General features: G+C 61.4%; 28 protein-coding genes. 25 read left to right on the forward strand and 3 right to left on the reverse strand.

All coding sequences use genetic code 11. The features are described from left to right. Window positions 1–72 precede the first annotated feature (72 nt). The 25 genes from VPH40_RS26970 (at window position 73) to tatC (ending at window position 19,302) form a co-directional block, all read left to right on the forward strand. Complete coding sequence (locus VPH40_RS26970) at window positions 73–1,536, forward strand: glutamate synthase subunit beta (protein ID WP_070257787.1); 1,464 nt, start codon at window positions 73–75, stop codon at window positions 1,534–1,536. Between the two features lie 259 nt (window positions 1,537–1,795). Next, complete coding sequence (locus VPH40_RS26975; protein ID WP_034753922.1) at window positions 1,796–2,605, forward strand: ABC transporter ATP-binding protein; 810 nt, start codon at window positions 1,796–1,798, stop codon at window positions 2,603–2,605. Further along, window positions 2,602–3,384, forward strand: a complete 783-nt coding sequence (gene mlaE / locus VPH40_RS26980; RefSeq protein ID WP_034780952.1) for a lipid asymmetry maintenance ABC transporter permease subunit MlaE — start codon at window positions 2,602–2,604, stop codon at window positions 3,382–3,384. Before VPH40_RS26975 ends, mlaE begins: the two co-directional genes overlap by 4 nt. Window positions 3,385–3,464: 80 nt before the next feature. Next, the gene (gene mlaD, locus VPH40_RS26985) at window positions 3,465–3,935 is read left to right on the forward strand and encodes an outer membrane lipid asymmetry maintenance protein MlaD (protein ID WP_070346035.1); all 471 of its coding nucleotides are present in this window, start codon (window positions 3,465–3,467) and stop codon (window positions 3,933–3,935) included. After that, window positions 3,932–4,816, forward strand: coding sequence for an MlaA family lipoprotein (locus VPH40_RS26990; RefSeq protein ID WP_099666075.1), 885 nt, complete (start codon window positions 3,932–3,934; stop codon window positions 4,814–4,816). Before mlaD ends, VPH40_RS26990 begins: the two co-directional genes overlap by 4 nt. A 72-nt stretch (window positions 4,817–4,888) precedes the next feature. Continuing rightward, on the forward strand, window positions 4,889–5,524 hold the full coding sequence (locus VPH40_RS26995) for an MlaC/ttg2D family ABC transporter substrate-binding protein (RefSeq protein WP_099666076.1): 636 nt from the start codon (window positions 4,889–4,891) through the stop codon (window positions 5,522–5,524). A gap of 52 nt (window positions 5,525–5,576) precedes the next feature. Beyond that, window positions 5,577–5,924, forward strand: coding sequence for an STAS domain-containing protein (locus VPH40_RS27000; RefSeq protein WP_077398229.1), 348 nt, complete (start codon window positions 5,577–5,579; stop codon window positions 5,922–5,924). Window positions 5,925–6,134: 210 nt separating this feature from the next. Beyond that, window positions 6,135–7,052: an ABC transporter ATP-binding protein gene (locus VPH40_RS27005; protein WP_289900551.1), complete on the forward strand. Its 918-nt coding sequence runs from the start codon at window positions 6,135–6,137 to the stop codon at window positions 7,050–7,052. Beyond that, complete coding sequence (locus tag VPH40_RS27010) at window positions 7,049–7,810, forward strand: ABC transporter permease (protein ID WP_251351539.1); 762 nt, start codon at window positions 7,049–7,051, stop codon at window positions 7,808–7,810. The genes VPH40_RS27005 and VPH40_RS27010 overlap by 4 nt, the downstream gene beginning before the upstream one ends. 70 nt (window positions 7,811–7,880) lie before the next feature. Beyond that, complete coding sequence (locus tag VPH40_RS27015; protein WP_034753824.1) at window positions 7,881–8,117, forward strand: BolA family protein; 237 nt, start codon at window positions 7,881–7,883, stop codon at window positions 8,115–8,117. Window positions 8,118–8,121: 4 nt separating this feature from the next. Further along, a complete protein-coding gene (gene murA, locus VPH40_RS27020) occupies window positions 8,122–9,372 on the forward strand; it encodes a UDP-N-acetylglucosamine 1-carboxyvinyltransferase (protein WP_289907034.1) in 1,251 nt (416 codons plus the stop codon). Between the two features lie 12 nt (window positions 9,373–9,384). Beyond that, window positions 9,385–10,053, forward strand: a complete 669-nt coding sequence (gene hisG, locus VPH40_RS27025) for an ATP phosphoribosyltransferase (protein WP_077398226.1) — start codon at window positions 9,385–9,387, stop codon at window positions 10,051–10,053. A gap of 26 nt (window positions 10,054–10,079) precedes the next feature. Further along, a complete protein-coding gene (gene hisD, locus VPH40_RS27030; RefSeq protein WP_077398225.1) occupies window positions 10,080–11,405 on the forward strand; it encodes a histidinol dehydrogenase in 1,326 nt (441 codons plus the stop codon). Beyond that, window positions 11,402–12,367 carry a DNA-methyltransferase gene (locus VPH40_RS27035; RefSeq protein ID WP_442906694.1) on the forward strand — a complete coding sequence of 322 codons (966 nt, stop codon included), beginning with the start codon at window positions 11,402–11,404 and terminating at the stop codon, window positions 12,365–12,367. The genes hisD and VPH40_RS27035 overlap by 4 nt, the downstream gene beginning before the upstream one ends. Before the next feature lie 33 nt (window positions 12,368–12,400). Further along, window positions 12,401–13,495, forward strand: a complete 1,095-nt coding sequence (hisC, locus tag VPH40_RS27040; RefSeq protein WP_328574962.1) for a histidinol-phosphate transaminase — start codon at window positions 12,401–12,403, stop codon at window positions 13,493–13,495. Window positions 13,496–13,514: 19 nt separating this feature from the next. After that, entirely contained in the window at window positions 13,515–14,105 is a 591-nt protein-coding gene (hisB, locus tag VPH40_RS27045; RefSeq protein ID WP_010402123.1) for an imidazoleglycerol-phosphate dehydratase HisB, read from the forward strand. A 38-nt stretch (window positions 14,106–14,143) separates the two neighbouring features. Continuing rightward, window positions 14,144–14,782, forward strand: coding sequence for an imidazole glycerol phosphate synthase subunit HisH (gene hisH, locus VPH40_RS27050; protein ID WP_328574963.1), 639 nt, complete (start codon window positions 14,144–14,146; stop codon window positions 14,780–14,782). Between the two features lie 54 nt (window positions 14,783–14,836). Continuing rightward, entirely contained in the window at window positions 14,837–15,610 is a 774-nt protein-coding gene (gene hisA / locus VPH40_RS27055) for a 1-(5-phosphoribosyl)-5-[(5-phosphoribosylamino)methylideneamino]imidazole-4-carboxamide isomerase (RefSeq protein WP_070219639.1), read from the forward strand. A 60-nt stretch (window positions 15,611–15,670) separates the two neighbouring features. Then, complete coding sequence (gene hisF, locus VPH40_RS27060; protein ID WP_099666082.1) at window positions 15,671–16,432, forward strand: imidazole glycerol phosphate synthase subunit HisF; 762 nt, start codon at window positions 15,671–15,673, stop codon at window positions 16,430–16,432. Window positions 16,433–16,458: 26 nt separating this feature from the next. Continuing rightward, a complete protein-coding gene (gene hisI, locus VPH40_RS27065; RefSeq protein WP_034753847.1) occupies window positions 16,459–16,896 on the forward strand; it encodes a phosphoribosyl-AMP cyclohydrolase in 438 nt (145 codons plus the stop codon). Continuing rightward, a complete protein-coding gene (locus VPH40_RS27070) occupies window positions 16,893–17,264 on the forward strand; it encodes a phosphoribosyl-ATP diphosphatase (RefSeq protein ID WP_034753849.1) in 372 nt (123 codons plus the stop codon). Before hisI ends, VPH40_RS27070 begins: the two co-directional genes overlap by 4 nt. A gap of 15 nt (window positions 17,265–17,279) precedes the next feature. Next, window positions 17,280–17,651 carry a histidine triad nucleotide-binding protein gene (locus VPH40_RS27075; protein ID WP_099666083.1) on the forward strand — a complete coding sequence of 124 codons (372 nt, stop codon included), beginning with the start codon at window positions 17,280–17,282 and terminating at the stop codon, window positions 17,649–17,651. 80 nt (window positions 17,652–17,731) lie between these two features. Beyond that, window positions 17,732–17,968 carry a Sec-independent protein translocase subunit TatA gene (gene tatA / locus VPH40_RS27080; protein WP_034780931.1) on the forward strand — a complete coding sequence of 79 codons (237 nt, stop codon included), beginning with the start codon at window positions 17,732–17,734 and terminating at the stop codon, window positions 17,966–17,968. Between the two features lie 48 nt (window positions 17,969–18,016). Next, on the forward strand, window positions 18,017–18,550 hold the full coding sequence (gene tatB, locus VPH40_RS27085) for a Sec-independent protein translocase protein TatB (RefSeq protein WP_328574964.1): 534 nt from the start codon (window positions 18,017–18,019) through the stop codon (window positions 18,548–18,550). Further along, entirely contained in the window at window positions 18,547–19,302 is a 756-nt protein-coding gene (gene tatC, locus VPH40_RS27090) for a twin-arginine translocase subunit TatC (protein ID WP_035823092.1), read from the forward strand. Before tatB ends, tatC begins: the two co-directional genes overlap by 4 nt. 93 nt (window positions 19,303–19,395) lie before the next feature. Here tatC and VPH40_RS27095 read toward each other — a convergent pair whose 3' ends face one another. The 3 genes from VPH40_RS27095 to VPH40_RS27105 all read right to left on the reverse strand — a co-directional run bounded on the left by VPH40_RS27095 (window position 19,396) and on the right by VPH40_RS27105 (window position 22,476). Beyond that, the gene (locus VPH40_RS27095) at window positions 19,396–19,776 is read right to left on the reverse strand and encodes a hypothetical protein (RefSeq protein WP_099666085.1); all 381 of its coding nucleotides are present in this window, start codon (window positions 19,774–19,776) and stop codon (window positions 19,396–19,398) included. Window positions 19,777–19,958: 182 nt separating this feature from the next. Then, on the reverse strand, window positions 19,959–21,818 hold the full coding sequence (locus VPH40_RS27100) for a DUF885 domain-containing protein (RefSeq protein ID WP_328575026.1): 1,860 nt from the start codon (window positions 21,816–21,818) through the stop codon (window positions 19,959–19,961). A gap of 169 nt (window positions 21,819–21,987) precedes the next feature. Continuing rightward, window positions 21,988–22,476, reverse strand: a complete 489-nt coding sequence (locus VPH40_RS27105) for a hypothetical protein (RefSeq protein ID WP_251351544.1) — start codon at window positions 22,474–22,476, stop codon at window positions 21,988–21,990.

A 22,476-nucleotide genomic window follows, 5' to 3' on the forward strand; every position in this document is an offset into this window, starting at 1 on the left:
AAGATCAATCGCATAGAGCAATGACAGGGAGCGGCCCGGCCGCTCCCAGCCAGCAAATACAAAGGAAACATCGTGGGTAAAATTACCGGCTTCATGGAATTCAAGCGCCAGGACGAACACTATCTGGAGCCTGCCGCGCGTCTGAAGAACTACAAGGAATTCGTGCTGCACCTGTCGGACGCGCAAGCGACCGTGCAAGGCGCGCGCTGCATGGATTGCGGCATTCCCTTCTGCACCACGGGTTGTCCCGTGAATAACATCATTCCCGACTGGAATGACCTGGTGTACCGCGGCGCTTACCGTGAAGCGCTCGACATCTTGCATTCGACCAACAACTTCCCGGAATTTACGGGCCGCATCTGCCCGGCGCCGTGCGAATCGGCCTGTACCCTGGGCATCCACGAAGATCCGGTCGGCATCAAGTCCATCGAGCACAAGATCATCGACATGGGCTGGGAGCACGGCTGGGTCACGCCGCAGCCGGCAGGCTTCAGTACCGGCAAGAAAGTGGCCATCGTCGGTTCCGGCCCTGCCGGCCTGGCGGCGGCGCAGCAGCTGGCGCGCGCCGGCCATGCCGTCACCGTGTTCGAGAAGAGCGACCGGGTCGGTGGTTTGTTGCGCTATGGCATCCCCGACTTCAAGATGGAAAAGTCGCACATCGACTTGCGCGTGAAACAGATGGAAGCCGAAGGCGTGGTGTTCCGTACCAGCGTACTGGTGGGCAAGGATTTCCCTGCCCACGTGAACAACTGGGCCAAGGAAACCATTTTCCCGGAAGACCTGGAAAAAGAATTCGACGCCGTCATCATGGCCGGCGGCGCCGAGCAGCCGCGCGACTTGCCCGTGCCGGGCCGCGAGCTGAAAGGCGTGCATTTCGCCATGGATTTCCTGCCGCTGCAAAACAAGGTCAATGCGGGCGACAAGCTCAAGGACCAGATCAAGGCCACGGGCAAGCACGTGGTGGTGATCGGCGGCGGCGACACGGGTTCCGACTGCGTCGGCACGTCGAACCGCCATGGCGCCGCCTCGGTGGCCCAGTTCGAACTGATGCCGCAGCCGCCGGAACAGGAAAACAAGCCGCTGGTCTGGCCGTACTGGCCGACCAAGCTGCGCACCTCGTCCTCGCACGAGGAAGGCTGCGAGCGCGACTGGGCCGTGGCCACCAAGCGTTTCGAAGGCAAGGGCGGCAAGGTGGAAAAGCTGATCGCCTGCCGTGTCGAATGGAAAGACGGCAAGATGAGCGAAGTGCCGAACTCGGAATTCGAGATGAAGGCGGACCTGGTCTTCCTGGCCATGGGTTTTGTTTCCCCTGTACAACAGGTGCTGGAAGCGTTCGGCGTCGACACGGATGCGCGCGGCAATGTCAAGGCGACAACAGACGGCGCCGGCTGCTACCAGACCTCGGTGGCCAAGGTGTTTGCGGCCGGCGACATGCGCCGTGGCCAGTCGCTGGTGGTGTGGGCCATCCGCGAAGGGCGCCAGTGCGCGCGCGCCGTCGATGAGTTCCTGATGGGGGCTTCCCTGCTGCCGCGCTAATTAACGAGCAATTGGTCGTTTTTTGCCAGGGCCACGGCGCGGAATGCGGCGTGGCCCTTGTTATTTTTACTTGTCAAGTCAATCGCTGTGAACATCGCCGGACAGGGACGCGATGTGCGGGCCAAATTTCCACTACAATATCTGACTTTCGATTCATTAGTGTTGTATTCTTCCCCTTTACGGGGCTGTCCCGAGGGGTGTCTCAGCAGAGGTTGGCGTTTCTGCACTACAATACGCCATTAAAATAGTGAGCTTCGTCGTGCCAAATCTTGTTGAGATCCGTGATTTACACTTTGCCTATGGAGAACGTTCGATTTTATCGGGCCTTCAAATGGATTTCCCACGTGGAAAAGTTGTGGCCGTCATGGGTGGCTCCGGCAGTGGCAAGACGACCGTATTGCGCCTGATCGGCGGGCAGCTGCGTCCCAGTTCCGGTTCCGTGAATGTCGACGGCCAGATCGTGCATACGCTGGGAACCGACGAGCTGTATCAGCTGCGCCGCAAGATGGGCATGCTGTTCCAGCACGGCGCTTTGTTTACAGACTTGACGGCGTTCGAGAACGTGGCGTTCCCCCTGCGCGAACACACGGACTTGAATGAAGAGCTGATCCGCACCCTGGTGCTGATGAAGCTGCACGCCGTCGGCTTGCGCAATGCGGCGCAATTGAAGCCGGCCGAGATATCGGGCGGCATGGGCCGCCGCGTCGCGCTGGCGCGCGCCATCGCGCTCGACCCCGAACTGATCATGTACGACGAGCCGTTCGCCGGCCTGGACCCGATTTCCATGGGCGTGACGGCGAATTTGATCCGCAATCTGAACGATGCGCTGGGTTCCACGTCTATCCTGGTATCGCACGATGTGAAGGAGTGTTTCGCCATCGCTGATTATGTCTATTTTCTGTCATCGGGCAAGATTGTGGCGCACGGCACGCCGGCCGAGATGGCCGTGTCGACGCATCCGTACGTCAAGCAGTTCGTCAATGCCGAGGCCGATGGCCCCGTACCGTTCCATTACCCGGGCAAGTCGCTGGCCGACGACCTGGGCTTGCAGGCGGGGGGCGGCCGATGATCGCGCGTTTCCTGGCGGCGATCGGAGCATGGTTGCGCAATTCGGTACAAGACCTCGGCTTTGCCGTGCGCTCGTTTTTCATCATCATCGCCTCGTCGGGCGGCCTGTGGCGCCGTCCGCGCTTGGTGATTGAGCAACTGTTCTTTATCGGTAACCGCTCCTTGGTGATTACCGCCGTCTCCGGCCTGTTTGTCGGCATGGTGCTGGGTTTGCAAGGCTATTACACGCTGACCACGTATGGCGCCGAGCAGTCGCTGGGCTTGCTGGTGGCGCTGTCGCTGACGCGCGAACTGGGCCCCGTCGTCACGGCGCTGCTGTTTGCCGGCCGCGCCGGCACGTCGCTGACGGCGGAAATCGGCCTGATGAAGGCGGGCGAGCAATTGTCGGCCATGGAAATGATGGCCGTGAACCCGATCCAGCGCGTGCTGGCGCCCCGTTTCTGGGCCGGCGTGATCGCCATGCCGATCCTCGGCGCCATCTTCACGGCCGTCGGCATCATCGGCAGCTACCTGGTCGGCGTGGTGCTGATCGGCGTCGATGAAGGCTCGTTCTGGTCGCAGATGCAGGGCGGCGTGGATGTCTGGAAAGAAGTGGGCAATGGCACCATCAAGAGCCTGGTGTTCGGTATTGCGGTGACCTTCATCGCGCTGTTCCAGGGGTACCAGGCACAGCCGACGCCGGAAGACGTGTCCGGCGCCACCACGCGCACGGTGGTCATTTCATCGTTGATGGTGTGGTGGCTCGATTTCATGATGACGGCGTTGATGTTTAGCAAGTAATTGCCGATCAGCGACAAAACAGCGGGCCTGGGCAAGATGTTGCGCAGGCGGCAGCAAGTAAAAATTATTTAGGATTGTTTATGCAACGTAAATCTTTGGATGTCTGGGTCGGCTTGTTCGTCTTGCTGGGTGTGGCGGCATTGATGTTTCTGGCGCTCAAAGCCGGCAATATGAGCTCGCTGTCTTTCAGCAAGACGTATACCATTAGTGCCAAGTTCGACAATATTGGCGGCCTCAAGCCGCAGGCGCCCGTCAAGGGCGCTGGCGTGGTGGTGGGGCGGGTGGCGGAGATCCGCTTTGACGACAAGACGTACCAGGCGCTGGTGAAACTCGACATCGAAGATGGCTACAAATTTCCGAAAGACAGCTCGGCCAAGATTTTGACGGCCGGTTTGCTGGGTGAGCAATATATCGGCCTGGAAGCAGGCGGCGATCTGGCGAACCTGGCGGAGGGTGACAAGATCGCCCGTACTCAATCGGCCACAGTGCTGGAAGACCTGATCAATCAGTTCATCTACAGCAAGGCAGCGGAAGGAAAGGACAGCAAATGAGCGAGTCGACCAAACAATCCCAAGGCAGCCTGGCGCGTATCGGCCTGGCCCTGGCCATCGCCGCCAGCGTGAGCGCTTGCGCCACCGGCACCAATCCGCGCGACCCGCTCGAGGGTTACAACCGCGCCATGTTCAAGTTCAACGACACCGTCGACCAGGTGGCCCTGAAACCGGTCGCCACGGCTTACAAGACCGTCACGCCATCGTTCGTGCAAACGGGCGTGGGCAATTTCTTCGGCAACTTGTCCGATGTGTGGAGCGCTGTGAACAACTTGCTGCAAGGTAAGGGCGAGGCGGGCTTGCAAGACGTCGTGCGCGTCAGCATGAACTCGACCTTCGGCATCTTCGGCCTGATCGACATCGCGTCGCAGGCGGGCATTCCAAAGCATAACGAAGACTTTGGCCAGACCTTGGGCTGGTATGGCGTCCAGCCTGGTCCGTACGTGATGCTGCCGCTGCTGGGCCCATCGACCGTGCGCGACACGGTGGCCCTGCCGCTCGATATCACGGGCGACCCATGGCGCTACAAGGAGCCTGTCTCGGTGCGCAATATCGGCACGGTGACGCGCGTCGTCGACAAGCGCGCCGCGCTGCTCGACGCGACCAACCTGATGGAAGCGGCCGCGCTGGACCGTTATGAATTCATCCGCGACGGCTTCCTGCAGGCGCGCGAAAGCAAGGTTTTCGATGGCGATACGGACCGCCGCGACCGCAAAGTGCCAAAAAACGACACCAGCGATTACGAGCCGGCCTATGAGGCGCAACCGCAGCCTGTCCCAGCGGAAACACCGCCTGCGACGGCCGCGGCCGATGTGGCGCCGGCGGACCTCGTAACATCTGGTAGCAATACCGTGGCTTCCCAGGCTAGGCCTCAGGAGTAAACTGCGGTAAAGAAACACCACGGCTGCGATCGACGCCAGCCGGTGCATAGCAACACCATGAAAGGTAGAACCATGAAATTGATGAAACAACTGCTGGCGATGGCCACCATCGCCTTTGCCACCGCCGCCCAGGCCGCTCCCGCCGTGGAAGCGCCGGACGTCTTGGTCAAACGCATCAGCCAGGACGTGATCGAGACGGCCAAGAACGACAAGGCCATCCAGGCTGGCGATATCAAGCGCGTCACCGAATTGGTGGAAAGCAAGATCCTGCCGTACGTGGATTTCCAGCGCATGACGGCCCTGGCCGCCGGCCGCTTCTGGCGCGACGCCACGCCGGACCAGCAAAAGCAGCTGTCCAGCGAATTCCGCACTCTGCTGATCTACACGTATTCGGGCGCCTTGTCGCAGATCAAGAACGAAACCGTGGAATTCAAGCCGCTGCGCGCCGACCCGGCCGACACGGAAGTGGAAGTGCGCTCGCAGGTGAACGTGGCGCGCGGCGAACCCGTGCCCCTGAACTACCGCGTGGCGAAAACCCCGTCCGGCTGGAAGATCTATGACATCAACGTGCTGGGCGCATGGCTGGTGGAAACATACAAAAGCAGCTTCGCCAGCGAGATCAGCAAGGGCGGTATCGATGGCCTGATCAAGACCTTGCAGGCAAAAAACAAGGCCCTGGCCAGCCGTCCCGCTGCCAAAGCCAAATAATCGGCTATCATATAGCTCCTGACCCAGCTCCAGACCAGCGCAGCCCGACGCCATGCCCGACTCTCTCGACACCTTGCAGTCCCTGACTTCCCTGACCGTGCACAATGCCACTTCGGCATTGGAGCAGGGTCTGGACGCCATCCGCTCGGGTCAGACGAAGTTTGACTTGCGCAACGTCAAAGCCGTCGATTCGGCAGCCGTCTCCGTCATGCTGACGTGGCAGCGCGCCGCGCAGGATGCCGGCGGCGTGCTGGAGCTGAAAAACCTGCCGGACAACCTGAAAAACCTCACCAAGCTGTATGGCGTCTGCTCGCTCGTTTCGAGCACGTTGACGACCGACGACTGCGCCAGCGCCGGCGGCCACGCCGAACGCAGCCCGTCCGACCTGCATCATCATTGATCCTGTCCCACTCCCCGCATCAGCAGTAGCTTTCAAGCCGGCAGGCCAGCAGCGCCGTCGGATTGATCTCCAAGTGTTCCACGAAGTTTCCAACTATAATTGACTGTTGCGCCACCCTCTGCGGAAGGGGCGCCCTGCACCGGCCAGCCGGCCTGCATTGCACCGGCAACTGGCGCATCACACCAGACGCATTACACTTGAAACAAGCACATGACCGCAATTCAAATAACGAATGTAGAAAAGAGCTATAAATCGCTCAAGGCGCTGGGCGGCGTGTCGCTGGCCATCGAGGAAGGCGAGTTTTTCGGCCTGCTCGGCCCGAACGGCGCCGGCAAGACCACCCTCATTTCCATCATCGCCGGCCTGATACGCCCCGACGCGGGCACCGTCAAGATCCATGGCCACGACGTGGTCACGGACTTCCGCAATGCGCGCCGCAACCTGGGCGTGGTGCCGCAGGAGCTGGTATTCGACCCGTTTTTCACCGTGCGCGAAACCCTGCGCCTGCAGTCCGGCTATTTCGGCTTGCCGAACAACGACAAGTGGATCGACGAGGTTATGGAAAACCTCGACCTGACCGGCAAGGCCGATACGAACATGCGCGCCCTGTCCGGCGGCATGAAGCGCCGCGTGCTCGTGGCCCAGGCGCTGGTGCACAAGCCGCCCGTCATCGTGCTCGATGAGCCGACGGCCGGCGTCGACGTGGAACTGCGCCAGACCCTGTGGAAGTTCATCTCGCGCCTGAACCGCGAAGGCGGCCACACGGTCGTGCTGACCACGCACTACCTGGAAGAGGCGCAAGCCATGTGCCAGCGCGTGGCCATGCTGAAAACCGGCAAGGTGGTGGCGCTCGACACCATGTCGGCCCTGATCCGCCGCATCGCCGGCTCGCAGCTGCAGGTGCACCTCAAGAATGGCAGCCTGCCGGCCGACTTGCAGCACCTGGTGCTGCACCCGGAAGAACAGCAGGCGCCGAACAAGTTCAGCCTGCGCGTCAACGAATACAGCGAAGTCGAAAAAATCCTCGCCCGCCTGCGCGAAGCGGGCGCCGAGATCGATGAAATGCAATTGCAACAAGCCGACCTGGAAGATATCTTCTTGCAGATCATGGATAAAGGTACCGTATGATTTCGACAGGATTTCGCACCCTCGTCTACAAAGAGACGTTGCGCTTCTGGAAAGTGGCGACGCAAACCGTGGCCGCGCCCGTGCTCACGTCGATGCTGTACCTGCTGGTGTTCGGCCATGTGCTCGACGGCCGCGTGGAGCCGAGCCCCGGCGTCAGCTACACGGCCTTCCTGATTCCCGGCCTGGTGATGATGAGCGTGCTGCAAAACGCGTTCGCCAATTCCTCGTCCTCGCTGATCCAGTCCAAGATCACGGGCAACCTCGTGTTCGTGCTGCTCACGCCTTTGTCGCACTGGGAAATCTTCTCGGCGTATGTACTCGCTTCCGTCGCGCGCGGCCTGGCCGTGGGCTTTGGCGTGTTTGCCATCACGTGCTGGTTCGCCGACCTGTCGTTCGTCGCGCCGCTGTGGATCGTCGTCTTCGCCTTTTTGGGCGCCGCCATGCTGGGCACCATGGGTTTGATCGCCGGCATCTGGGCCGAGAAATTCGACCAGTTGGCCGCCTTCCAGAACTTCCTGATCATGCCGGCCACCTTCTTGTCGGGCGTGTTCTATTCGATCCACTCGCTGCCGCCGTTCTGGCAGACGGTATCGCATCTGAACCCCTTCTTTTACATGATCGACGGTTTCCGCTACGGCTTCTTCGGCGTGTCCGACGTCAGCCCGTGGCTCAGCGTGTCCATCGTCGCCGGCTTCCTCGTGATCCTGGCGCTGGCGTCAATCCGCCTGCTGAAGAGCGGCTATCGTTTGCGACATTGATTACGACACTCATTGCGCCGTTGATTGCGGCACATCACATCACTACATTATTCAATATCAAGGACTTATCGTGACCACCACTCCAGAACTGATCCACGGCTATCTGTCGGCCGGCCTCGAATGCACGCACCTCGAAGTGGAGGGCGATGGCCAGCACTTCCAGGCCGTGATCGTTTCGCCTGCGTTTGCCGGCAAGCGCCTGATCCAGCGCCACCAGATCGTCTATGCGGCGCTGGGCGACCGCATGCGCGAAGAAATCCACGCGCTGTCGATGAAAACCCTGACACCCGAAGAATTCCAAGGATAAGCACATGGACAAGCTCCTCATCAACGGCGGCAACCGCCTGAACGGCGACATCGCCATCTCCGGCGCGAAAAACGCCGCCCTGCCGATCCTGTGCGCCGGCCTGCTGACCGCGGGCGACCTGGACCTGACGAACGTGCCGCACCTGCACGACGTGACCACCATGTTGAAGCTGCTGGGCCAGACGGGCCTGAAAGTGCAGCAGGACGGCGACCGCGTTGTTCTCAACGGCAGCGCCATCGACACGCTGGAAGCGCCGTATGAACTGGTGAAAACCATGCGCGCCTCGATCCTCGTGCTGGGCCCCCTGCTGGCGCGCTTCGGCGAAGCCAAGGTGTCGCTGCCGGGCGGCTGCGCCATCGGTTCGCGCCCCGTCGACCAGCATATCAAGGGCCTCGAAGCGCTGGGCGCCGAGATCCGCATCGAAGCGGGCTACATCTACGCCAAGTGCGCCAAGCTGAAAGGCGCGCGCATCGTCACCGACATGATCACCGTCACCGGCACCGAGAACCTGCTGATGGCAGCGACCCTGGCCGAAGGCGAGACCATCCTGGAAAACGCCGCCTGCGAACCGGAAGTGACCGACCTGGCCCACCTGCTGGTGGCCATGGGCGCGAAGATCGACGGCATCGGCACCAGCCGCCTGGTGATCCAGGGCGTCGATACCCTGCACGGCGCTTCGCACGCGGTGATCGCCGACCGTATCGAAACGGGGACCTTCCTGTGCGCCGTGGCGGCCACCGGCGGCGATATCACCCTGCGCAACGTGCGCACCGATATCCTCGACGCGGCGCTCGACAAGCTGCGCGCCATGGGCCTGACGATGACCTTCGGCGCCGACTGGATCCGCGCCGAGATGTCGGCCCGTCCGAACCCCGTCAGCTTCCGCACCACGGAATATCCGGGCTTCCCGACCGACATGCAGGCGCAGTTCATGGCCGTCAACACCATCGCCAATGGCGCCAGCCGCGTCACCGAGACGATTTTCGAGAACCGCTTCATGCACGTGCAGGAAATGAACCGCCTGGGGGCCGACATCACCATCGAGGGCAACACGGCCATCATCGCCGGCGTCAAGCAGCTGCGCGGCGCGCCCGTGATGGCGACCGACCTGCGCGCTTCGGCGTCGCTGGTGATCGCGGCCCTGGCTGCCGATGGCGAAACCCTGATCGACCGCATCTATCACCTCGACCGCGGCTACGACCGCATGGAAGTGAAATTGTCGGCCGTCGGCGCGAACATCGTACGCATTAAATAACAAGGAACGAGCATGAACGGATCGAACACGGGCGACAATTCGCAGCTGATACTGGCGCTCTCGAAAGGCCGCATTTTTGAGGACACCATGCCGCTGCTGGAAGCGGCCGGCATCAAGGTGCTGGAAAACCCGGAGACCTCGCGCAAGCTGATTTTGGCCACCAACGATCCGAACGTGCGCGTCATCATCGTGCGCGCCAGCGATGTGCCGACCTACGTGCAGTACGGCGCGGCCGATTTCGGCGTGGCGGGCAAGGATGTCTTGCTCGAACACGGCGGCGAAGGCCTGTACCAGCCGATCGACCTGAATATCGCCTCTTGCCGCATGTCGGTGGCGGTGCAGGCCGGTTTTGACTACGAAAAGGCCGTGCACCAGGGCGCGCGCCTGCGCGTGGCCACCAAGTTCGTGCACACGGCGCGCGAGCATTTCGCCGCCAAGGGCGTGCACGTCGACCTGATCAAGCTGTATGGCTCGATGGAGCTGGCGCCTTTGGTGGGCCTGTCGGACGCCATCGTTGACCTGGTCAGCACGGGCAGCACTTTGCGCGCGAACAACCTCGTCGAGGTCGAGCACATCATGGAAATTTCGTCGCGCCTGGTGGTTAACCAGGCTGCGCTCAAGCTCAAGCGCGAGCGCTTGCAGCCGATCATCGAGGCGTTTGAACGCGCTTCGCAAGCCTAGATACCTTCAGTAGCAGAAAGCCGATTATGCCGATACAGATACGCAAGCTCGATTCAAGCCAGGATGGTTTCCAACAATCGCTCGATACGCTGCTGGCGTTCGAGGCGGGCACCGATGCAGCGATTGAAACGTCGGTCGCAAAAATCCTGGCCGATGTGAAAACGCGCGGCGATGCCGCCGTACTGGAATATACCAACCGTTTCGACCGCATCCCGCATGGCGGCGCGGCGGAAATGGCGGCGTTTGATATTTCGCAAGCCGAATTGCAGGCAGCCTTGAACGGCTTGCCGTCGGCCCAGCGTGAGGCGCTGCAGATCGCCGCGCAGCGCATCCGCGCCTTCCACGAACGCCAGCGCGAGGAATTGCGCGGCTTTACCTACACCGAGCCCGATGGCACGGTGCTGGGCCAGAAGATCACGCCGCTGGACCGGGTCGGCATCTACGTCCCGGGCGGCAAGGCCGCCTACCCGTCGTCCGTGCTGATGAACGCCATTCCCGCGCATGTGGCGGGCGTGGGCGAAATCATCATGGTCGTGCCGACGCCCGACGGCGTGAAAAACCAGATGGTGCTGGCCGCCGCCGCGATTGCCGGCGTGACGCGCGTGATCACCATCGGCGGCGCACAAGCCGTCGGCGCGCTGGCCTACGGCACGCAGACGATTGCTGCCGTGGACAAGATCGTCGGTCCCGGCAACGCCTACGTGGCTGCCGCCAAGCGTCGCGTGTTCGGCATCGTCGGCATCGACATGATCGCCGGACCGTCGGAAATCCTCGTGCTGTGCGACGGTACGACGGACCCCGACTGGGTCGCGATGGACCTGTTTTCGCAGGCCGAGCACGACGAACTGGCGCAAGCGATCCTGCTGTGCCCCGACGCGGATTACATCGCGCAAGTCGAGGAGAGCATCGCCAAGCTGCTGCCGACGATGCCGCGCCAGGCCACCATCAGCACGTCGCTGGCCGACCGCGGAGCGCTGATCAAGGTGCGCAGCATGGCAGAGGCGTGCGAGATCGCCAATGCCATCGCCGCGGAACATCTGGAAATCTCGGCGGAAAACCCGCAGCAGTGGGCCGAGCAGATACGCCACGCGGGCGCCATGTTCCTGGGCCGCTTTTCGTCCGAATCGCTGGGCGACTATTGCTGCGGTCCCAACCACGTGCTGCCGACCTCGCGCACGGCGCGCTTTTCGTCGCCGCTGGGCGTGTACGACTTCCAGAAGCGTTCGTCCATCATTCACGTCAGTGAAGCGGGCGCGCAAACCCTGGGCCGCGTCGCCGCTACCCTGGCGTATGGCGAAGGCTTGCAGGCGCACGCGCGCAGCGCCGAACTGCGTCTGAAGCCGCAGCCATGACGAATATGGCGGAGCAGCCGGACTGGGTCAACCGGGTCTATTGCGAAGATGCGCTGGCGGGGCTGGCGCGCATTCCCGATGGCTCGGTGGACCTGATCCTGACGGATCCGCCGTACAACCTGGGCAAGGATTACGGCAATGCCTCGGACCAGCAGTCGGTGGCCGACTACCTGCGCTGGACGGAGCAGTGGATCGATGCGGCGCTGCCCAAGCTGAAAGCCAACGGCAGCCTGTATATCTTCCTCACCTGGCGCTATTCGCCGGAGATCTTCGTCATGCTGAAACAGCGCATGGCGATGATGAATGAAATCATCTGGGACCGCCGCGTGCCGTCCATGGGCGGCAGCGTGCGCAGCTTTTCATCGGTGCACGACACCATCGGCTTCTTCGTCAAGCGCAAGGATTACTACTTCGACCTTGACGCGGTGCGCATCGCCTACGACGCGGCCACCAAGAAAGCCCGTTCGCGCTCGATTTTCATCGGCGCCAAATGGCTGGAAGTGGGCTACAACCCGAAAGACTTGTGGAGCGTGTCGCGCTTGCACAAGGAACACCCGGAACGGGCCGACCACCCGACGCAAAAGCCGCTCGAAATCATCGAGCGCATGCTCAAGGCCTCGTGCCCGCCCGGCGGCGTGGTGCTCGACCTGTTCATGGGCAGCGGCACCACGGCCCTGGCGGCGAAGCGCTGCGGGCGCGATTTCGTCGGCTTTGAGTTGAATCCCGATTACTGCGCCATCATCGAACAGCGATTGGCGGCGCTGGCGCAGGAGCTGGCCGAACCGGCCGTGCCGAAGGCGGAAAAGAAGAAGGCACCGGCCAAGCGCCGCGCCGCCGCCGTGCCCAAGGCCGCCAAGGCGGCCAGTAAAAAACCGGCTGCCGTGAAAAAACCGCCCGCCGCGAAAAAAGCGCCGGCCCGCAAGGCGCGCAGCGCCGCCGTGCCGGAAGACGTCGTCATTTAGTCTCCATTTAATTCCATCAGGAGTGTTTGCAGCATGTCTTTCCTCGATCAGTTAATCAGCAACACCGTGCGGTCCGATGTGCGGGCCGTCAAAAGCTATCAGGTAGCCGATGCCAGCGGTTACATCAAACTCGATGCGATGGAAAATCCGTATCCGCTGCCGGTGCAGCTGCGCGAAGAGCTGGGCGCGCGCCTGGCCGGCGTGGCGCTGAACCGCTATCCGCCGTCGTACGCCAGCCTGCAGGCGGCCATCTGCGCCAAGCTGGGCGTGCCCGCCGGCTTCGACGTCATGCTGGGCAACGGCTCCGATGAGCTCATTTCCATCCTGGCCATGGCGTGCGCCCATCAGGAGCCGGGCAAGCGCGCCGTGCTGCTGGCGCCCGTGCCGGCCTTCGTCATGTATGCGCGCTCGGCGCAGTTCGCCGGTATGGATTTCGTCGGCGTGCCCCTGCAGGCCGACTTCAGCCTGGATATGCCGGCCATGCTGGCGGCCATCGAACAGCATCGCCCGGCGCTGGTATTCCTCGCCTATCCGAACAACCCGACGGGCAACCTGTTTGCCAGCGCCGACATCGAACGCATCCTGGCCGCCCTGGGCGACACGGGCATCGCCGTCGTCGACGAAGCCTATGAACCGTTCGCGCAGCACAGCTTCATGGGCCGCCTGCCCGAGTTCGAGAATCTGGTGGTGATGCGCACCGTGTCGAAACTGGGCCTGGCCGGCATCCGCCTCGGCTACATGTCGGCCGCGCCGGCCCTGCTGGCGCAATTTGAAAAAGTGCGCCCGCCGTATAACGTGAATGTGCTGACGCAGGCGGCGGCCGAATTCGCGCTCGACCACCTCGATGTGTTGAATGCCCAGGCGGATCTGCTCAACAGCGCGCGCGATACGCTGGCGCTGCGCCTGGCGGAGCTGCCGGGTGTGACCGTGTTTCCCTCGAAGGCAAATTTTCTTCTGATTCGTGTGGCTGATTCCGACGATGTTTGCGCAAAACTGCTTGCCCGCAGGGTTTTAATTAAAAATATGAGTAAAATGCATGCTGCGCTGGCCAATTGCCTACGCATCAGCGTCAGCACCCCGGAAGAGAATTCCCTTTTTTACGATGCCTTCAAGGCATCCCTCGTTTAGCCTATCGCCAGAGCCTCCCATGAACCGCACCGCAGAAATCACGCGCAACACCAATGAGACGCAAGTTCGCGTCGCCCTCAACCTCGATGGCACGGGCCAGCAAAAGCTCAATACCGGCGTGCCCTTCCTCGACCATATGCTGGACCAGATCGCCCGCCACGGCTTGATCGACCTGGATATCGAAGCGACGGGCGACGTGCATATCGACAACCACCATACGGTGGAAGACGTGGGCATCACCCTGGGCATGGCCGTGGCCAAGGCTATCGGCGACAAGAAGGGCATCCGCCGCTACGGTCATGCGTATGTGCCGCTGGACGAGGCGCTGTCGCGCGTGGTGCTCGATTTCTCGGGCCGCCCGGGCATCGAATACCACATCCCGTTTACGCGCGCCATGATCGCCGGCTTCGACGTCGACCTGACGCTGGAATTTTTCCGCGGCTTCGTCAACCATGCGGGCGTGACATTGCATATCGACAACTTGCGCGGTACGAATGCCCACCATCAATGCGAAACCGTGTTCAAGGCCTTTGGCCGCGCGCTGCGCATGGCTGCCGAGCTCGACGAGCGCGCGGCCGGCATCATTCCATCGACCAAGGGCAGCCTGTAAGCGCCGCTCTCGCTATATTGTAGATTCCGGGATCAAACATGAATAAAATTGTGGTGGTGGATTACGGCATGGGCAATCTGCGCTCGGTGGCGCAGGCCCTGCGCGCCGTGGCGCCGGAAGCCGACGTGCGCATTTCCGGATTGGCGCAAGACATCGACAGCGCCGACCGCATCGTCTTGCCGGGCCAGGGCGCCATGCCCGACTGCATGCGCAGCCTGCGCGAATCGGGCGTGCTCGAGGCGCTGCTGCGCGCCGCGGACAGCAAGCCCGTGCTGGGCGTGTGCATCGGCGAGCAAATGTTGTTCGACGGCAGCGAAGAGGGCGATGCGGCCGGTTTGGGCTTGCTGCCAGGCAAAGTCGTGCGCTTCCAGCTCGACGGCCAGGTGCAGGAAGACGGCTCGCGCTTCAAGGTGCCGCAAATGGGCTGGAACCAAGTGCGGCAAACGGCGTCCCATGTCATGTGGAATGGTATCGCCGACAACGCCTATTTTTACTTTGTGCACAGCTATTTTGCTCAACCTCAAGAAGCGGCGCACACGGTGGGCGAGACTGTCTATGGCGCGCCGTTTGCTTGTGCCGTCGCCCGTGATAATATTTTCGCGACACAGTTTCACCCTGAAAAAAGCGCTGCCGCTGGTTTGCAGCTGTACAAGAACTTCGTTCACTGGCAACCTTAACGTTAGCTATCCGGCTTTTTTTCCGCCCCTCACTCACTCTAAATCACACTGACCATGCTGCTCATTCCCGCCATCGACCTGAAAGACGGTCACTGCGTACGCCTGAAACAAGGCGATATGGAACTTGCCACCGTATTTTCCGAAGACCCGGCCGAGATGGCCCGCCATTGGCTGATGCAAGGCGCGCGCCGGCTGCACCTGGTCGACCTGAACGGCGCCTTTGCCGGCAAGCCGAAGAACGAAGGCGCCGTGAAAGCCATCCTGAAGGCCGTGCAAGATTTCGCCGTGGAAAATGACATCGAGGAAATCCCCGTGCAGCTGGGCGGCGGCATCCGCGACCTCGACACCATCGAGCGCTACCTCGACGCCGGCATCACCTACATCATCATCGGCACGGCGGCCGTGAAAAGCCCCGGCTTCCTGCACGACGCCTGCGGTGCCTTCCCGGGCCACATCATCGTCGGCCTCGACGCCAAAGATGGCAAAGTGGCAACGGATGGCTGGAGCAAGATGTCGGGCCACGAAGTGATCGACCTGGCGAAAAAATTCGAAGCCTACGGCGTCGAATCGATCATCTACACGGACATCGGCCGCGACGGCATGATGGGCGGCATTAATATCGAGGCCACCGTCAAGCTGGCGCAAGCCGTCAAGATCCCCGTCATCGCTTCGGGCGGCCTGCACAATATCGGCGACGTGGAAGCGCTGTGCGCGGTCCAGGCCGAAGGCATCGAAGGCGTGATCTGCGGCCGCTCCATCTATGAAGGCACGATCGACCTGGCGCAGGCGCAGGAACGCGCCGACGAACTGACCGACGCCGCCGTTTAAGCCAGCCCGGCCGGGGTGTGCGCGTGCACGCCCTGGCCTGGCGACAATCTGGATACCATCATGCTTGCAAAACGTATCATCCCCTGCCTGGACGTGACCAATGGCCGCGTTGTCAAAGGCGTCAATTTCACGGAATTGCGCGACGCCGGCGACCCGGTGGAAATTGCCCGCCGTTATGACGAGCAGGGCGCCGATGAAATCACTTTCCTCGACATTACCGCCTCGAGCGATAACCGCGGCCTGATCTTCGACATCATCGAAGCCGTGGCGTCGCAAGTGTTCATTCCGCTGACCGTGGGCGGCGGCGTGCGCGTGGTGGAAGACGTGCGCCGGCTGCTCAACGCGGGCGCCGACAAGGTCAGCATCAATACCTCGGCCGTGACGAATCCCCAGCTCGTGTACGAGGCGTCGCAAAAGCACGGCTCGCAATGCATCGTCGTCGCCATCGACGCCAAGCAAGTGTCGCCCGGCAAGTGGGAAGTGTTTACCCATGGCGGACGCACCGCCACGGGCCTGGACGCCTTTGACTGGGCGCGTAAAATGGAAAGCCTGGGCGCCGGCGAAATCTTGCTCACCAGCATGGACCGCGACGGCACCAAGGTGGGCTTCGACCTGGGCCTGACGCGCGGCGTGTCCGATGCCGTCAGCATCCCCGTCATCGCCTCGGGCGGCGTGGGCGGCTTGCAAGACCTGGTCGATGGCATCAAGGTGGGCCGCGCGGACGCCGTGCTGGCCGCCAGCATCTTCCACTATGGCCAGCACACGGTGCAGGAAGCCAAGCAGTTCATGGCGCAGCAGGGCATTCCCATGCGCCTGGCGTAAATAAAATAGTACCCGGGATACAGAACATGCAAAACGGAACCATCGTAGCAAGCAATGCCAAGTGGCTGAAAAAGGTCAAATGGGACGAGCACGGCCTGGTGCCCGTGATCGCGCAGGAAGCGGGCAGCAATGACGTGCTGATGTTCGCCTGGATGAACCGCGACGCGCTGGCGCGCACGGTGGAGCTGGGCGAAGCCGTGTACTGGAGCCGTTCGCGCAAGAAACTGTGGCACAAGGGCGAAGAATCCGGCCACACGCAAAAGGTGCTGGAAATCCGCCTCGATTGCGATGAAGACGTGGTCTTGCTGAAAATCGAGCAAGCCGGCGGCATCGCTTGCCATACGGGCCGCCATTCGTGCTTCTTCCAGAAATTCGAAGGCGACGAGAAAACGGGCGAATGGCAAGTTACCGACCCCGTCCTGAAAGACCCCGAGACGATTTACGCGGAAAGCAAGAGCAAATGAGTGAAACGTTAAAACGCCTGGCCGCCGTGATCGAATCGCGCAAGCTGGCCAACGGCGGCGACCCCGCCACGTCGTATGTTGCGCGCCTGTTTGCCAAGGGCGATGACGCCATCCTGAAAAAAATCGGCGAAGAAGCGACGGAAACGGTGATGGCCGCCAAGGATGCGCGCCGCGACAACGACCCGTCGAAGGTCTTGTACGAATGCGCCGACCTGTGGTTTCACAGTCTGGTGATGTTGGCGCAGTTCGACCTGACGCCGCAGCAGGTGCTCGACGAGCTGGCGCGCCGCGAAGGCTTATCCGGCCTGGAAGAAAAGGCGGCACGCAAGGATGAGTTGCGCGACGCTGGCGAAACAGACAAACATTGATCTATTGGAGCGTGCGTGGATAACTGTATTTTTTGCAAGATTGCTGCAAAACAAATTCCCTCGACCATCGTGTATGAAGACGAGGACTTGCTGGCCTTCAAGGACATCAACCCGGCCGCCCCCGTGCATCTGCTGTTGATCCCGAAGCGCCACGTGGCCAGCCTGTCCGACTGCGATGACAGCCATACGGAGATGCTGGGCAAGCTGCTGCGTCTGGCGCCGAAGCTTGCTGCCGAGTTCGGCTGCGCCGTCACGTATGACGCCGATGGCGCGCCTGCCGGGGGCTTCAAGACCATGATCAACAGCGGCCCGAACGGCGGGCAAGAGGTGTATCACCTGCACATGCATGTGTACGGCGGTCCCCGCCCTTGGCGCGGTCAACACTGATTTCGCTGCGCGCCGGGTTCGCGTGTATACTACCGGCATTGGTCGACGCTATTCGGGCACCGTCCCGCAAGGAGAATGTGATGGGTTCATTGAGTATTTGGCACTGGGTGATCGTTCTGGTCATTGTGATGCTGGTCTTCGGCACCAAGAAACTGGGCAATATCGGCGGTGATATCGGCAAGGCCGTCAAAGGCTTCAAGGATGGCGTCAAGGGCGAAGATGACGCCCCGGCAGCCAATACCCCTCCTGCTGCGCCATCGCAAGTGGCCGACAAAAGCACCATCGACGTCGAAACGAAAGAGAAAAGCAAGTTCTGATAGCGTGGCGGGGCGCTTGCCTCGTCCGGTAACAGCCCTTGTCCGCTTATGATCGATCTCGGTCTCTCTAAAATCGCCATCATCGGCGTGGTTGCGTTGATAGTCATCGGCCCTGAAAAGTTGCCGAGAGTGGCGCGCATGGCCGGTACCCTGTATGGCCGCGCGCAACGCTATCTGAACCAGGTGAAATCCGAAGTCTCGCGCGAAATTGAAATGGAAGAGCTGAAAAACCTGCAGAAGGAAGTGCAGGATGCGGCCCATTCCGTCAAGCAAAGCGTGGAGAAATCCATGCATGGCGTGGAAAACTCGATCTCCGGCAACCTGGCCGAGGTGGAAAGCGCCTGGCGCGGCGATACCAGTGCGTTTGAGGGGCAGCACGACGCCCATGAAGCCATGCTGCGCGCCACCAACGATGACCTGGCCCGCAAGGCGCGCGAATTCCGCCGCAAGAAGCTGGTGCGCAATTCCGCCATCCCCGGCTGGTACAAGCAGCGCCATGGCGGCAAGCTGCACGTGCAGTCGGCGGCCGCCCGCGTGGCGCGCTTTCGTCCGCGCGCCAGTTCCTCCTCCTTTTACTCATGAGTAGCAAATCTCCGGTGGAAGAAACCTTTATCTCGCATCTGGTCGAGCTGCGCAACCGCCTGGTCAAGGCCTCGATCGGCATCGCCGTCGTCTGCGCCGTGCTGTTTTACTGGCCTGGGCCTTCGCATATCTACGATTTTATCGCGGCACCGATGATCGCCTCGCTGCCGGCCGGCTCGAAAATGATCGCCACCGGCGTCATTTCACCGTTCCTCGTGCCGATGAAAGTGACGCTGGTGATCGCCTTCATCGTCGCCTTGCCCTGGGTGCTGTACCAGATGTGGGCGTTTATCGCCCCCGGCCTGTACACGCATGAAAAGCGCCTGATCGCGCCGCTGGTCATCTCGTCGTCCCTGCTGTTCATGGCCGGCGTGGCCTTCTGCTATTTCTTTGTGTTTGGCCGCGTGTTCCACTTCATCAGCGATTTCTCTCCCTCGTCGATCGCCGTGACGCCCGATATCGAAAACTACCTCGATTTCGTCATGTCGATGTGCCTGGCCTTTGGCGCCACCTTCGAGGTACCCGTGGTGGTGGTGATCCTCGTGCGCATGGGGCTCGTTTCCATCGCGAAACTCAAGGAAGTGCGTCCCTATATCATCGTCGGCGCCTTCGTGATCGCCGCCATCGTCACGCCGCCGGACGTGGTCAGCCAGTTCTCGCTGGCCATCCCGATGTGCCTGTTGTTCGAGCTGGGCCTGTTGGTAGCACCCATCTTCGTCAAGGCCACGCAAGCGCCGGAAGAAGCGTCCTAGACGCAAGCTGGCACGTGCAAGATACGCAGGCAAAAGCCGCTGACCTCCTTCCGGAGCAGCGGCTTTTTCATGGTTGCGCAAGTGAGTGCGTGCTTACTGCAGCATCAGCTTGCTGAGGATGCCCAAGTTGAGCAAGATCAGGGTGCTCATCATCCAGTACACGTGTTTCATGTCGGCGCCATGGCGCAAGTCCATGCGTTCCAGGCGGGCGTCGAATTTTTGCTCCAGTGCATCTATTCTGGTATCGAATTTCAGTTCCAGCGCATCCACTCTGGTATCGACCTTTTGCGCCACCAGCTTGATTTCCCCCAGCAGATTGCGCTCCATCGCCGCCAGCTCGCCATGCACGACCACGGCCGAACCCAGTACTTCACCCAGCGCCGTCGCATGCGCTTCCGCCTGCTGGGTGGGCACGCCGGCCGAGGCGAGGCGTTTGGCGTAATCGAGGGTGTCGAACTGGATGGGCATATGCATGGACGCTCCTGTATCCAGCCTAGCAGGAAAATCGGCAATTGCCAGTGAGGAGTGCGGTGGCGCCTGCCTTCACAGCAGATTAACGACTATGGGCCGCGACGGTTTGCGCTGGCGCAAATGCTGATGCAAAGGCAAAAAAAAGGGCGCCGCGGCGCCCTTTGCAAGCTGACGGCGAGCGCCAGTTAATTCATCAATTCCTTGATGACTTTCACGGGCGCGCTGCCGTAGCTGAGGAATTGCTCGTGGAAATCTTTCAGCACGAACTTGCTGCCCAGCGCCTGTTTGCGCTGTTCGCGCAAGTCCATGATTTCGCTGTAGCCGCTGAAATAGCTGGTCAGTTGTACCGAGCTCAGCTGCACGCGGCGCCATTTTTCCGTCGCTTCACGCTGGGTCTGGAAGGCCTGGCGCGTCAGCAGATCCAGCGCCTGTGCTTCCGTCATGCCCAGCACGTGGACGCTGTAATCGAGGATGGTGTTGGTGACGCTGCGCAAGTTCCACTTTGAATACATCAGCCACATTTCCGGCGCATTATTGCCATAGCCGGACTCGAGCATCATGCGCTCGCCATACACGGCCCAGCCCTCGATCATGGCGCCGTTGCCGAAGATGGACTTGACCAGCGACGGCGACTTGTTGGCGTACACGAGCTGTGTGTAGTGGCCGGGGATGGCTTCGTGGATATTCAGGATCTGCAAGATCCAGTGGTTGTACTCGCGCAAGCTGCTTTCCGCCTGCTCCGGCGTTTCGCCATCGAGCGGCGTCACGTTGTAATACGTGCGGTCCTGCGGGCGATACGGGCCGGGCGCCTCGATGCTGGCGCCAGCCACGCCGCGCTGGTAGGCGGGCGTTTCACGCACGACCAGCGGTTTTTTCGGGTCCATCGTTAGCAGGTTGTGGCTGGTCACCCATTCCTGCAGTTCCGGGATCTGGCGGCGGATTTCCGGCACGAAATCGGCGGGCGCCACGTGGTTGCTCGACAGCTTGTCGATCACCATGCCGATCTTTGCCGTGCGGTCCGCCGGCTTGGCCGTGGCGCCCATGGTTTTCACCCACAGCTCGTCGGACAGGCTATCCATGTGCTCGAGCAGCTTTTCGCGCGCGGCCAGGGCTTTCTGGTACATCTGCTCGGCGCTCACGCTGGCCTGGATATCGTAGGCAAATTTCTGTTCATACAGCTCCTTGCCGATGCGGAAGGAGCGCGCGTTGCCGTTCTGCGCCAGCGCGGCGTCCTGTTCCGTCAGCCAGGCGGCATAGCCTTGCACGGCTGTGCGGGCCGCGGCGATGCGGGCCGTGTACAGCTGTTTTTCCACCGGCGTCAGGATGGACGCCTGTGCCGTCTTGTTCAGGTCGTCAAGCACGCTGAGCACGCCGGCGCTCTGGGCGATGGCCAGCTGCGTGTGTTCGCGCGTGGGTTGATGGATGCTGGCGCGCGCGGCCGCGTAGTATTGCGGCACGGTGGCGATGCGCTTGAGCAAGGTACGCAGACGCTGCGGCTGCGCCGCGTATTCCGTGTTCAGGATGAAGTCGATGGAGCCGGCCACGTTGTACTGGGCGGGATTCCATTCGAATTCGCGGAAGGTGGTCAGATACCAGCGGTCCGATTGCAGTTTATTCGTCAGCAAGGCCAGGTCGGTACGTTGCTTGTCCGACATTTTGCTCGCATTCAGCTTGCCGAATTTACCCAGCCATTCTTCGATGAAGGCCAGTTGCTTCTGGCGGCTGGCCGCGTCGGGAATGCTCAGGTTGGCGGCGCCATCGTATTTGCCGACCGAAATCGCGCTTTCCGGGTCCAGGCGCCACAGGGCCGTGAGGAACTGGCCGCTGAGGTTATTCATGGAGCGGTCGCTGCTGTTCTCGCTGGCGACGGCCGCTACCGTGGCTGCCGTGGCGGCGCTGACGACGGCCGCTTTCTTGCCGACGGTTTTTTTCTTGCTGCTGCTGGTGCTGGCCTTGCCTTGCTTCTGCGGCTTCTTGGCGGCGCTGGCCGGTGTCAGGGTAAAGGCCATCATCAATGCGGCGAGCGCAACTTTATTTTTTATCAGCATAGTTTATCTCTTGAATATTTTGCTGTTTGTCCTGATCAGAAAATAATAAACTGATAATATAAGTAACAAACAACTATTGAAAGGTTGGCCTTGCTTGCCTGGGCGGCCCAAAGATTAGCATTAATTGCCGCCGCTGCGCAGTTTTTTGCGCCGGGAGCGCGCCGCGCTAGACGACGATGGCGCTGCCGTGCAGCAATTCTTGGTGGCGCGCATTGATGGCCGCCACGGCATCCTTGCCGCGCGCCATGCCGGTGGCGTGGATTTCCGTTTCCTGCGTGTAGCGCTGGCTGACTCGTACCGTATAGGACTGGAACAGCCAGCTCCAGAAGTTCGTTTCATAGACGGCTTCATCCATGTCGCGCCATTTGACGCCCGTCAGTTTCTTTTTCCACGGCAAGATACCGGACGCCAGCCAGACGCCTGCCTCGTCGTAGTACAGCTGATAGCTGCGGATGGTCAGCAGGCGGTAGCCGACGATCAGGGCCGAGCCGATCAGCACGACGAAGGCGGCGCGCGCGTTGTACTTGAAGGCCAGCGGCAGGGCGGCAAAAAACAGCAGCACGGCGATGAGGAAGGTGCTGACGTAGGCGGTCCAGGATTTGCCGCATAAAAAGGTGGCGCGCTGGCCGGCGCTGGTGGCGATATAGTCGGTCAT

Source organism: Janthinobacterium sp. P210005 (genome assembly GCF_036231865.1).
GTDB classification, from domain to species: Bacteria; Pseudomonadota; Gammaproteobacteria; order Burkholderiales; family Burkholderiaceae_D; genus Janthinobacterium; species Janthinobacterium kumbetense.

What these genes read in the sequence shown, in the direction of transcription:
- mlaE (WP_034780952.1), top strand. Translation starts at nt 2,602, where the DNA reads ATGATCGCGCGTTTCCTGGCGGCGATCGGAGCATGGTTGCGCAATTCG.
- mlaD (WP_070346035.1), top strand. Translation starts at nt 3,465, where the DNA reads ATGCAACGTAAATCTTTGGATGTCTGGGTCGGCTTGTTCGTCTTGCTG.
- VPH40_RS26990 (WP_099666075.1), top strand. Translation starts at nt 3,932, where the DNA reads ATGAGCGAGTCGACCAAACAATCCCAAGGCAGCCTGGCGCGTATCGGC.
- VPH40_RS26995 (WP_099666076.1), top strand. Translation starts at nt 4,889, where the DNA reads ATGAAATTGATGAAACAACTGCTGGCGATGGCCACCATCGCCTTTGCC.
- VPH40_RS27000 (WP_077398229.1), top strand. Translation starts at nt 5,577, where the DNA reads ATGCCCGACTCTCTCGACACCTTGCAGTCCCTGACTTCCCTGACCGTG.
- VPH40_RS27005 (WP_289900551.1), top strand. Translation starts at nt 6,135, where the DNA reads ATGACCGCAATTCAAATAACGAATGTAGAAAAGAGCTATAAATCGCTC.
- VPH40_RS27010 (WP_251351539.1), top strand. Translation starts at nt 7,049, where the DNA reads ATGATTTCGACAGGATTTCGCACCCTCGTCTACAAAGAGACGTTGCGC.
- murA (WP_289907034.1), top strand. Translation starts at nt 8,122, where the DNA reads ATGGACAAGCTCCTCATCAACGGCGGCAACCGCCTGAACGGCGACATC.
- hisG (WP_077398226.1), top strand. Translation starts at nt 9,385, where the DNA reads ATGAACGGATCGAACACGGGCGACAATTCGCAGCTGATACTGGCGCTC.
- hisD (WP_077398225.1), top strand. Translation starts at nt 10,080, where the DNA reads ATGCCGATACAGATACGCAAGCTCGATTCAAGCCAGGATGGTTTCCAA.
- VPH40_RS27035 (WP_442906694.1), top strand. Translation starts at nt 11,402, where the DNA reads ATGACGAATATGGCGGAGCAGCCGGACTGGGTCAACCGGGTCTATTGC.
- hisC (WP_328574962.1), top strand. Translation starts at nt 12,401, where the DNA reads ATGTCTTTCCTCGATCAGTTAATCAGCAACACCGTGCGGTCCGATGTG.
- hisB (WP_010402123.1), top strand. Translation starts at nt 13,515, where the DNA reads ATGAACCGCACCGCAGAAATCACGCGCAACACCAATGAGACGCAAGTT.
- hisH (WP_328574963.1), top strand. Translation starts at nt 14,144, where the DNA reads ATGAATAAAATTGTGGTGGTGGATTACGGCATGGGCAATCTGCGCTCG.
- hisA (WP_070219639.1), top strand. Translation starts at nt 14,837, where the DNA reads ATGCTGCTCATTCCCGCCATCGACCTGAAAGACGGTCACTGCGTACGC.
- hisF (WP_099666082.1), top strand. Translation starts at nt 15,671, where the DNA reads ATGCTTGCAAAACGTATCATCCCCTGCCTGGACGTGACCAATGGCCGC.
- hisI (WP_034753847.1), top strand. Translation starts at nt 16,459, where the DNA reads ATGCAAAACGGAACCATCGTAGCAAGCAATGCCAAGTGGCTGAAAAAG.
- VPH40_RS27070 (WP_034753849.1), top strand. Translation starts at nt 16,893, where the DNA reads ATGAGTGAAACGTTAAAACGCCTGGCCGCCGTGATCGAATCGCGCAAG.
- tatA (WP_034780931.1), top strand. Translation starts at nt 17,732, where the DNA reads ATGGGTTCATTGAGTATTTGGCACTGGGTGATCGTTCTGGTCATTGTG.
- tatB (WP_328574964.1), top strand. Translation starts at nt 18,017, where the DNA reads ATGATCGATCTCGGTCTCTCTAAAATCGCCATCATCGGCGTGGTTGCG.
- tatC (WP_035823092.1), top strand. Translation starts at nt 18,547, where the DNA reads ATGAGTAGCAAATCTCCGGTGGAAGAAACCTTTATCTCGCATCTGGTC.
- VPH40_RS27095 (WP_099666085.1), bottom strand. Translation starts at nt 19,776, where the DNA reads ATGCATATGCCCATCCAGTTCGACACCCTCGATTACGCCAAACGCCTC.
- VPH40_RS27105 (WP_251351544.1), bottom strand. Translation starts at nt 22,476, where the DNA reads ATGACCGACTATATCGCCACCAGCGCCGGCCAGCGCGCCACCTTTTTA.